Genomic DNA, 9930 nt, shown 5'->3' with positions numbered 1-9930 from the left:
CTTGAACCGGCCCCAGCCGTGCCACCGGTCGATGTCGACCCGGGCGGTCACGCGGGGTCGGTTCCGGACGCCGTAGGGCTCGCCGTCGTAGTGCGTCGAGATCCGGTCGATGTCGACGAGGTCGGTGTCGGGGATCCACTCCGCGACGTGGCCGACGATGCTGACGTGGGTGACCCAGTTCTGCGGGTCCATCGCGCTGAGCGCCACCCGGGGGTCGCGGCGCAGGTGTTCGATCCGCTTCCGTCCGTCGTCCATGTTGACGACGATCTGGCCGTCCTCGAAGAGGTACCAGGTGGGGTACGAGATCGGCTGGCCGTCCGGGCGCACCACGCTGATCGTGGCGTAGTTGGGCCGCGCCAGGAACTCGGCGACGTCGGCAGGCACAGGAGGCTTCGGCATGCCTCCCAACGTAGGCCGGGCGCCCCTGTGGATGACGCGGGGGTGTCACCGCCGCCGCAGGGCACAGTGCTCGGGTGTCCCTGCTCGAGCTGCTCGCCGAGCTGACCCGTCGTGGCGGGGTGGCCGGGCACGCCGACCTCGTCGCGGCGGGCTCGAGGAGCTCGCTGCGTCGAGCCCTGGCCGACGGTCACGTGGTCCGGGACGCGCGGGCCGATACGCGTTCCCGAGTGCCGATGACGGCCGACGGGCCGCTCATCGCCTGCACGGAGTCGCCTCGCACCTCAGCGCGGCGGCGCACTGGGGGTGGCCGACGAAGAACCGACCGGACCGACCGTGGGTGACGGTTGCCCGCAACCGGTCCATCTCGGTGGGCGACCAGAAGTCGGTCCACGTCTCCTGGCGTCGGCTGGACGAGGTCGATGTCGTCGACGGCTGGGTGACGGGTCCCCTTCGAACCGTGCTCGACTGCGCGGCAACGCTTCCCTTCGACGAAGCGCTCGCCGTCGCCGACTCTGCGCTGCGGGCGGGGGACGTCACGGTGGCCGAGCTGCGCCGCGCCGCCGACGCCCATCCCGCCCGGGGACGGGCACGGGTCCAGCGTGTCGCCCGACACGCGACGGCCGAGGGGGCCAACCCGTTCGAGTCGGTCCTGCGGGCCATCTGCCTGGATGTCCCTCACCTGTGCGTCACGCCGCAGGTCGAGGTCGCCGATGACGCGTTCTTCGCGCGAGTGGACCTGGCCGACATTCGGCTGCGGATCGTCGTGGAGGCCGACAGCTTTGCCTTCCACGGCTCCCTCGAGCAGCTTCGGCACGACTGCTGGCGCTACGACGAGCTGGTCGCCCGAGGATGGGTGGTGCTGCGGTTCGCCTGGGAGCAGGTGATGTTCGCCCCGGACTGGGTGCGGTCCATCCTCGTCGGGACAGTCCGCCGAGCACACCAACGGGCGTTGGTCGCCTGAACGGCCCGAAACCGGGTCCGTAGGCGACCAACGCCCGTTGGTGTGCTCAGCAGAGCAGCGTCAGCGCTCTTCGGTGCCCGCGATGTAGGCCTCGAGCTTGGCCCGGCCCTCGGTGTCCTCGCGCTGGACCGGCGGGGACTTCATCAGGTAGGACGACGCCGAGACCAGCGCACCGCCGATGCCCCGGTCGAGCGCGATCTTCGCCGCCCGGATCGCGTCGATGATGATGCCGGCCGAGTTCGGGGAGTCCCAGACCTCGAGCTTGTACTCGAGGTTCAGCGGCACGTCGCCGAAGGCGCGACCCTCGAGGCGGACGTAGGCCCACTTACGGTCGTCGAGCCACTGCACGTAGTCCGACGGCCCGATGTGCACGTTCCGCGCGCCGAGGTCGTGCGCGAGGTTCGACGTGACGGCCTGCGTCTTGGAGATCTTCTTGGACTCCAGCCGGTCGCGCTCCAGCATGTTCTTGAAGTCCATGTTGCCGCCGACGTTGAGCTGGTACGTGCGGTCGAGTACGACACCGCGCTCCTCGAACAGGTGCGCCAGCACCCGGTGCGTGATCGTCGCGCCCACCTGGGACTTGATGTCGTCACCGATGACCGGCACGCCGGCCGCCTCGAACTTCGCCGCCCACTCCGGGTCCGACGCGATGAACACCGGCAGCGCGTTGACGAAGGCCACGCCGGCGTCGATCGCGCACTGGGCGTAGAACTTGTCGGCCTCCTCCGACCCCACCGGCAGGTAGGAGACGAGCACGTCGACGCGCGCCTCGCGCAGCGTCTCGACGATGTCGACCGGCTCGGCCGGGGACTCGTCGATGGTCATCCGGTAGTACTTGCCGAGCCCGTCGAGGGTGTGGCCGCGCTGCACGGTGACGCCGGTCGTGGGCACCTCGGCGATCTTGATGGTGTTGTTCTCCGACGAGTTGATCGCCTCGGCGAGGTCCTTGCCGACCTTCTTGTCGTCGACGTCGAAGGCGGCCACGAACTCGACGTCGCGGACGTGGTAGTCCCCGAACTCGACGTGCATGAGTCCCGGCACGACGCCGTCGGGCGACGCGTCCTGGTAGTACTCGACGCCCTGCACCAGCGAGCTGGCGCAGTTGCCGACGCCGACGATGGCGACGCGAATGGATCCCATGGGTCACTCCTTGGTTTCGGTATGCGGGGTGTTGCGTTCGGTGGTGATCAGCTCTTCCAGCCAGCGGACCTCGCGCTCGGCCTGCTCCTCGCCGTGCCGCTGCAACGCCGTCGTGTAGGCGTCCAGCCGCTCCCGGTTGCGCACCGAGACCTCGCGGATCTGCGCGAGCCGCTCCTCGAGCCGCGACCGCCGGCCCTCGAGGATGCGCAGCCGCACCTCCTGGGTCGTGCGGGCGAAGAAGGCCAGGTGGACGGCGAACTCGTCGTCCTCCCAGGCACTGGGCCCGGCCTGGTCGACGAGCTCCTGGAACCGTTCCTTGCCGGTTTGCGTGAGCTCGTACACGATGCGGGCGCGCCGGCTTCCGGAGGACCCGATGGCCTGCTGGGCCTCGGCGATCCAGTCCCGGTCGAGCAGGTCGCGCAGGGCCGGGTAGAGGGAGCCGTAGGACAGCGCACGGAAGGAGCCGAGCGCGGTGTTGAGCCGCTTGCGCAGCTCGTAGCCGTGCATCGGGCTCTCGTGGAGCAGGCCGAGGACGGCGAACTCGAGCACTTCGGCGCGACGCGCCATCGGGACCTCCTCATCGCACGATTCCTGGATACCCGACCAGACATACTCGGGCTTTGTCCGGTGGAACCGTAACACAGATATATCGGCACGATACATCGCGCGACACGCACACGATTGGGAAAGGCGGCCCTCGACACCGCATACTGGTCGCTCGTGAGTGCTCAGACCCCCGACAGCCGCGCTGCGCGGCGCCCCCGCCCCGAGTCCGGAGCCGGCAGCGCCGACGGCGGATCCGGCGCGGGAACCGGCACAGGGACCGACGGCGGCCCCGGCGGTAGCAAGCCTCGATCCCGCGCCCGCACGGTCACCAAGTGGGTGCTCTTCTCCCTGCTCAGCCTCGTTGCCCTGGGGGCGGTCGCGGTGGCCATCGCCTACGCCACGATCAAGGTCCCGGCGCCGAACGACCTGGCCAACGCCCAGGCCTCGATCCTCTACTACGACGACGGCAAGACCGAGCTGGCCCGCCTGTCCGACGCGCAGGGCAACCGCGAGTCGGTGCCGCTCGCCAAGGTCCCGGACCAGGTCCAGAAGGCTGTGCTCGCCGCCGAGGACCGCGACTTCTACACCAACCCCGGATTCTCGCCGACCGGCATCGGCCGCTCCGTGTGGCAGGCACTGCGCGGCGCCGACGTCCAGGGCGGTGGCTCGACGATCACCCAGCAGTACGTGAAGAACTACTTCCTCACGTCCGACCGCTCGCTGACCCGGAAGTTCAAGGAGATCATCATCTCCGTCAAGATCGACCAGCAGCAGGGCAAGGACCAGATCCTCGAGGACTACCTCAACACGATCTACTACGGCCGCGGCGCCTACGGCATCCAGACCGCGTCCAAGGCGTACTTCAACAAGGACGTCAGCCAGCTCAGCGTGTCCGAGGGTGCCACCCTGGCCGCCGTCATCAACGCGCCGTCGCTCTACGACCCCGCGCTCGGCGACAAGCAGAAGGCCAACCTCACCACCCGGGTCGCCTACGTCCTCGACGGCATGGTGGCCGAGGGCTGGCTGAGCCAGGCCGACCGCGCCAAGGTCACGGGTCCCGCCGACACCGTCCCGCCCGCCAAGAACACCGCGGTCGCCGGCCCCAATGGGTACATCGTCGACGCCGTCCGCAAGGAGCTGAGCAGCACGCTCAAGCTGTCGGACTCCGACATCGACCGCGGCGGCCTGAGGATCACCACGACGATCAACAAGGGCAGCCAGGACGCCGCCATCGCGTCGGTCCAGAAGTACCTGCCCAAGGAGGCCCCGGACGTCCAGGCCGGGCTGACCTCGATCAAGCCCGGCGACGGCGCCATCGTCGCGATGTACGGGGGCGCGGACTTCCAGAAGAGCCAGCTGAACTCGTCCACCGACGCGATCATGCAGGCCGGCTCGACGTTCAAGCCGTTCGCGCTCATCGCGGGCCTGCAGCAGGGCATCAGCACCAAGACCCAGTTCAACGGCAACAGCCCGATCACCGTCGGCAACGTCAAGGTCCCGAACGAGTTCAACCAGAGCTTCGGGATGATCGACCTGCGCCGCGCGACCGCCAAGTCGGTCAACACCGTCTTCGTCGGTCTCAACAACAAGGTCGGTCCGGCGAACACCAAGAACGCCGCGATCGCCGCCGGAATGCCGGAGAAGACCGCCGGTCTCGACGACACCCTCACCAACGTCCTCGGTACCGCCTCGCCGCACGTCGTCGACGTCGCCAGCGCGTATGCGACCATCGCCGCCCAGGGCCAGAAGGCCACGCCGTACCTCGTCGTCGCCGTCACCTCCGACACCACCGACATCGACTACAAGGTCAACAAGCAGGTGACCTCGGCGTTCGGCCCCGATGTCGCGGCCGACACCATCGACGCCCTCCAGCAGGTGACCGCCTCCGGCGGGACCGGCGCGCGGGCCGCAGGCCTCGGCCGCCCGACCGCCGGCAAGACCGGTACCTCCGACGAGCACAAGTCGGTCTGGTTCACCGGGTTCGTACCGCAGCTCGTCACCTCGGTCGGCATGTACCGCGACGTCGACGGCGTCCCCCAGCCGCTGGACAACATCCCCGGCCTCAGCGTCAGCGAGGTCGGCGGCAGCAGCCTCCCGCTGTCGATGTGGCTCGACTTCATGAAGGTCGCCACCACGGGCATGGAGGTCCAGCAGTTCCCCAAGCGCGCCGGCATCGGTGACAACGCGGTGACGACGACGAGCACGCCGACGACGACCACGACCACGGCCCCGTCGACCACGACGACGCAGCCGCCGACCTCGACGACGACCGCGCCGCCGCCGCCGGTGACGACGACCACCGCGCCTCCGCCCGTCGCGACGACGACCAAGACCCAGGGGCCCAAACCGTCGACCACCACGACGGCGCCACCCAACCCCGGCCCGTAGGCTCCCCGCGTGACCTCGCGCTGGGGGTCCGCCCCCACCGCGGACCGTGACGACGTGCTCGCCGAAGTGGAGAGCGCCGACCTCGTCAGCGCACCCACCCGGGGTGACGAGATCGCGGCGGCGGCCTCCGAGGTCATCGGCGGACCGGTCGGTCGGTATGCCGTCCGGCTGGCTCGTGGGTGGCGCTACTACGCCGCGGTCCTGGCCGGGACCTCGGCCGTCGTGTCCGGCCTCGGCGTACTCCTGCGGGCCCCGTGCATCGATACCGGGTGGAGCTCGCCGGACCAGTTCTGGCACGCCTGCTTCTCCGACATCCCCGCGACCTACCGTGACGCCGGACTGTCCGCCGGGATCGGCGCCTACCTCTCGGGCGGCTTCGGCTCGCCGGCCCCGACCCAGCCGCCGCTGACGTCGTTCCTCATGACGTTGACCGCCACCGTGGTCCCGCCGGGGGAGACGCCCGACCGGATGCGCTTCTACTTCGCGATCTGGGCCATCGTGGCCGCGGTCCTCTGGGCGCTCACGACCTGGTGGACGGCCGCGACCGTCCGCCGGTTCCCGCTGCGGGCCGCCCAGGTGGCGCTGGCTCCGGTCGCCCTGCTCGTGCTGCCCATCTCCCCCGACGTCGTCGGCGTCGCGCTCACCGCCGCCGGGCTGTATGCGTGGACCCGCCGACGGCCGGTCCTCGCCGGGGTGCTGCTCGGGCTCGCGGTGTCGGCGCGCACCTACCCGGTCGTCGTCATCGCTGCGCTGCTGTTCGTGTGCCTTCGGGCCGGGCGGGTGACGGTGTGGCTCCGCACCGCGGGCGCCGCGGCGGTGGTGGCCGGCGGGATCCTCTTCGTGCTGGGGGCCCTGAACCCCGACGCGGCCTCCGCCGCATACCGGGGCTGGCTGGACGCGGGCGCCGGCTTCGGGTCGCCGTGGCTGCTCCCGCAGCTCGCCGGGCAGCCGCTGTCCCCGACGACCGTGACCGTCCTCTGCCTGGCCGGATGGCTCGTCGCGCTCGTCGTCGGTGCCGGCTTCACCCTGGCCATGCCGCGCCGACCTGGGGTGGCCGAGGTCAGCCTCGTCATGCTCGCCATCGTGATGCTCACCGGGAAGTCGATGACCGTGCAGTCGGCACTGTGGCTCGTCCCGCTCGCGGCCCTCGTCGGGCTGGCCTGGAAGGACGTCCTGGCCTGGTCGGCGACGGAGGCGCTGCACTTCGAGGCGGTCTGGCTCTACCTGGCCGGCACCTCCGTCCCCAGCCGCGGGCTACCGGCCTCGTGGTACGCAGTGTTCCTCGTCGTCCGGCTGGGCGGGGTGCTCTGGCTGCTGGCCCGTACCTGGCAGCTCGCCCTCGCCCGGGAACCCGTCTACGACGAGGAGGGCGCTGTCGTCGACAGCGCGTGGGGCGACGAGGAGAGCGACGAGCTCGCCGGTCCGCTCCGGGGCGACGACGACCGGCTCGTCGTGCGGTTCGGCTAGAGGCTAGGCGAGACTGCTGCGGAGCATCCGCTGCCGGGCGCCGAACGTGCGGTACCCCGCCCAGAGGAACACCGCGAAGCAGAGGGCGGCGACCACGAGCCCGGCCAGCACCAGGACGGCGACGGGGGCGCCCAACGTGCCCGCGACGAGCGCCGCCAGGGCGCCGGCCACCAGGGTGTTGACCGTGCCCACGAAGAAGTTCGTGCTGCCGACGACGTGGACCAGCGGATGGCGTCGGACGCCGAGCGAGTACGTCTGCATGAGTCCCTCCTCGTCGAGCCGGGTCGAGGTGAGGAAGTGCTCGTCGATGCCCGGGGCCAGCTCGGCGTAGGCGGCCCGCAGCCGGTTCATCGCGAGGATCAGGCCGGCGTCCTCGTCGCTGGCGAGGAACACGCGGACGCTGGTCAGCGTACCGAGGATCAGCCCCACGACGGCGAGCCCGATGGCCAGCACCTGGAACGTCGCCCCGAAACCCCCGGCCTGCGCCACCAGCCCCAGGATGACCAGCGACCCGGTGATGACCGTGAGCAGGATGGTGATCCGGCTCATCACCTCCGACCACATCGTGCCCCGCGTGGCGAGCAGGCTCCAGTGCTCGGTGGCCAGCAGCTGCGCGACCACGGCCGACGGTGGGTCGGCGGGCTCGGCGGGCTCGGCGGGCTCGGCGGGCTCGGCGGGCTCGGCGGGCTCGGTGTCCATGGGTCTCCTCCCTGGAGCCCCGATTCTCGCCTCAGAACTGCGAGCCGCGCGCTCGATTTCCGGAGCAGGGGTCGCCGCCGGTAGTCTTGGCCGGTTCGCCACGACGCGACAGCGCCCTGTGGACGAGCCCCGACCGACGTCGGTGGTTCGTGTGAGGGTGTCCTGGACACGTTCAGGGGGTCGTGGCCGGACGCATACAACCCTCCTGTCACGGAGAGACCGTGACCGCCAAGACCAAAGGAGGTGGGTCAACGCATGCGTCAGTACGAACTCATGGTCATCCTGGACCCCGAGCTGGACGAGCGGACCGTCGCACCGTCCCTCGACAAGTTCCTCTCCGTCGTCACCAAGGACGGCGGCAGTGTCGACAACGTCGACATCTGGGGCCGCCGTCGGCTGGCCTACGAGATCAAGAAGAAGGCCGAGGGGATCTACGCCGTCATCAACATGACCGCGGAGCCCGCCACGGCCCAGGAGCTCGACCGCCAGCTCGGACTCAACGAGTCGGTGCTGCGGACCAAGCTGCTGCGCCCCGGCGCCTGAGCCCCGAACCCCACGGAGAGGACTAGCTATGGCTGGCGACACCGTCATCACCGTCATCGGCAACATCACCGGCGACCCGGAGCTGCGGTTCACGCCGTCCGGCGCCGCCGTGGCGAACTTCACCGTCGCGTCCACCCCGCGCGCGTTCGACCGCCAGAGCAACGAGTGGAAGGACGGGGAGACCCTGTTCATGCGCTGCTCGGTCTGGCGCGACGCCGCGGAGAACGTCGCCGAGTCTCTCGGCCGCGGCACCCGCGTCATCGTCTCCGGACGCCTGAAGTCCCGGTCCTACGAGACCAAGGAAGGCGAGAAGCGCACCGTCGTCGAGATGGAGGTCGACGAGGTCGGCCCCTCGCTGCGGTACGCCTCGGCCAAGGTCACCAAGACCCAGCGCGGTAGCGGTGGCGGCGGCTTCGGTGGTGGCCAGCAGGGCGGCGGCTCCGGCGGCCAGCAGGAGGACCCGTGGGCCACCGGCGCCGGCTCCTCCCAGGGCAACCAGGGCGGCGGCCAGCAGGGCGGCTGGAACGGCGGCGGCACCAACGCGCCCTCGTCGCAGCCCGCCGGTAACCAGGGCGGCAACCAGGGCGGCGGCCAGCAGGGTGGCTGGGGCAACAACGCTCCCGGCTACGACGAGCCGCCGTTCTGATCAGTTCTGATCCCGATTCATCAGTAGCACCCCATCCCGGGGTCACTCCCCGGGCTCTCACCAGAAGAAGGAGAGCACCACGATGGCCAAGCCCGTTGTGCGCAAACCGAAGAAGAAGGCGAATCCCCTCAAGATCGCCAAGGTCGAGAACATCGACTACAAGGACACCGCGCTGCTGCGCAAGTTCATCTCCGACCGCGGCAAGATCCGCGCGCGTCGGGTGACCGGAGTGTCCGTCCAGGAGCAGCGGCTCATCGCCACCGCGGTCAAGAACGCCCGCGAGATGGCCCTGCTGCCGTACTCCAGCTCGGCTCGCTGAGGAGACACGCGCCCATGAAGGTCATTCTCATCAACGAGGTCACCGGCCTCGGTACCGCCGGAGACGTCGTCGACGTCAAGGACGGCTACGCCCGCAACTTCCTGCTCCCGCGTCACCTGGCCACTCCGTGGACCAAGGGCGGCCAGAAGCAGGTCGACGCGATCACCACGGCCCGCGCCAGCCGCGAGGTCCGTTCGCTCGAGGAGGCCAAGCAGCTCAAGGGCCGCCTCGAGTCCGCCTCGGTCACCGTGCCCGCCAAGGCCGGCAACGCCGGCCGGCTGTTCGGTGCCGTGAGCACGGCCGACATCGCCGACGCGGTCAAGGCCGCCGGCGGTCCGGAGCTCGACCGTCGCCGGATCGAGGTCCAGGGCCACATCAAGTCGACTGGCTCCTACCAGGCGCTGGTCCGGCTGCACCCGGACGTGCAGGCGATGGTTCCGTTCGAGGTCGTCGCTCGCTGACCGCTCCACCCGGCTGACCCGTTCGGGGTCGGAACGCGCCACCACGGCGGGTTCCGACCCCGACCCGTCTCCGCTGACCCGTCCCCACGCATGTTCCGAGCCGGAGCGTGGTTACGCACAGCGTCATGACGTCCGGTTTCTGCGCAGACCTCCGGCGTCGCGGATCACGAACGCCGACGCGACGTGCGGGCCGTCCCTGGTCGCCGAACGAGGCGAAGCCTCACGCATACTGCGGTATGCCTGCCGGCGAGCCTTCCGCCCAGCCGACCACCAGGCCCGCGGGCCCATTGCCGGGCTGGCTGGGCTACGCGCTCGTGTTCGCACGTCCGCCGCGGTGCTCGTCCTCGAGATCACGTCGCTG

Annotated in this window: 12 protein-coding genes; 8 read left to right on the top strand and 4 right to left on the bottom strand. The window is 70.3% G+C overall.

Annotation, left to right across the window (positions count from 1 at the left end):
* A partial coding sequence (locus VIG79_RS00725; RefSeq protein WP_331880850.1) for a PPOX class F420-dependent oxidoreductase occupies positions 1 to 399 on the bottom strand: 399 nt, incomplete at its 3' end.
* Between the two features lie 74 nt (positions 400 to 473).
* Between VIG79_RS00725 and VIG79_RS00720 the strand changes: the two genes are divergently transcribed.
* Positions 474 to 740, top strand: coding sequence for a hypothetical protein (locus VIG79_RS00720; RefSeq protein ID WP_331880848.1), 267 nt, complete (start codon positions 474 to 476; stop codon positions 738 to 740).
* Positions 737 to 1360: a DUF559 domain-containing protein gene (locus VIG79_RS00715; RefSeq protein ID WP_331880846.1), complete on the top strand. Its 624-nt coding sequence runs from the start codon at positions 737 to 739 to the stop codon at positions 1358 to 1360. The genes VIG79_RS00720 and VIG79_RS00715 overlap by 4 nt, the downstream gene beginning before the upstream one ends.
* A 60-nt stretch (positions 1361 to 1420) precedes the next feature.
* On the opposite strand, the gene VIG79_RS00710 is transcribed toward VIG79_RS00715, so the two are convergent.
* Both VIG79_RS00710 and VIG79_RS00705 read right to left on the bottom strand, forming a co-directional pair.
* A complete protein-coding gene (locus VIG79_RS00710; protein WP_331880844.1) occupies positions 1421 to 2500 on the bottom strand; it encodes an inositol-3-phosphate synthase in 1080 nt (359 codons plus the stop codon).
* 3 nt (positions 2501 to 2503) lie between these two features.
* Positions 2504 to 3067, bottom strand: a complete 564-nt coding sequence (locus VIG79_RS00705) for a PadR family transcriptional regulator (RefSeq protein ID WP_331880841.1) — start codon at positions 3065 to 3067, stop codon at positions 2504 to 2506.
* A 153-nt stretch (positions 3068 to 3220) separates the two neighbouring features.
* On the opposite strand from VIG79_RS00705, the gene VIG79_RS00700 reads away from it, so the two are divergent.
* Positions 3221 to 5434, top strand: a complete 2214-nt coding sequence (locus VIG79_RS00700; protein WP_331880839.1) for a transglycosylase domain-containing protein — start codon at positions 3221 to 3223, stop codon at positions 5432 to 5434.
* A gap of 9 nt (positions 5435 to 5443) precedes the next feature.
* On the top strand, positions 5444 to 6901 hold the full coding sequence (locus VIG79_RS00695; RefSeq protein ID WP_331880837.1) for a hypothetical protein: 1458 nt from the start codon (positions 5444 to 5446) through the stop codon (positions 6899 to 6901).
* Positions 6902 to 6904: 3 nt separating this feature from the next.
* Here the strand turns inward: VIG79_RS00695 and VIG79_RS00690 are convergent, their stop codons facing one another.
* A complete protein-coding gene (locus tag VIG79_RS00690; protein WP_331880835.1) occupies positions 6905 to 7600 on the bottom strand; it encodes a hypothetical protein in 696 nt (231 codons plus the stop codon).
* Positions 7601 to 7855: 255 nt separating this feature from the next.
* Between VIG79_RS00690 and rpsF the strand changes: the two genes are divergently transcribed.
* The 4 genes from rpsF to rplI all read left to right on the top strand — a co-directional run bounded on the left by rpsF (position 7856) and on the right by rplI (position 9569).
* Positions 7856 to 8143, top strand: coding sequence for a 30S ribosomal protein S6 (rpsF, locus tag VIG79_RS00685; RefSeq protein WP_331880833.1), 288 nt, complete (start codon positions 7856 to 7858; stop codon positions 8141 to 8143).
* 28 nt (positions 8144 to 8171) lie between these two features.
* On the top strand, positions 8172 to 8789 hold the full coding sequence (locus VIG79_RS00680) for a single-stranded DNA-binding protein (RefSeq protein ID WP_331880831.1): 618 nt from the start codon (positions 8172 to 8174) through the stop codon (positions 8787 to 8789).
* A gap of 82 nt (positions 8790 to 8871) precedes the next feature.
* Entirely contained in the window at positions 8872 to 9108 is a 237-nt protein-coding gene (gene rpsR / locus VIG79_RS00675) for a 30S ribosomal protein S18 (RefSeq protein ID WP_295699100.1), read from the top strand.
* A 14-nt stretch (positions 9109 to 9122) separates the two neighbouring features.
* Positions 9123 to 9569 (top strand): 50S ribosomal protein L9, encoded by a 447-nt coding sequence (rplI, locus tag VIG79_RS00670; protein WP_331880828.1) that lies wholly within the window; start codon positions 9123 to 9125, stop codon positions 9567 to 9569.
* Positions 9570 to 9930: the final 361 nt, after the last annotated feature.

It is taken from the genome of Lapillicoccus sp. (assembly GCF_036559105.1).
GTDB lineage: Bacteria > Actinomycetota > Actinomycetes > Actinomycetales > Dermatophilaceae > Lapillicoccus.
This window is presented reverse-complemented; position numbering and strand designations above follow the sequence as displayed.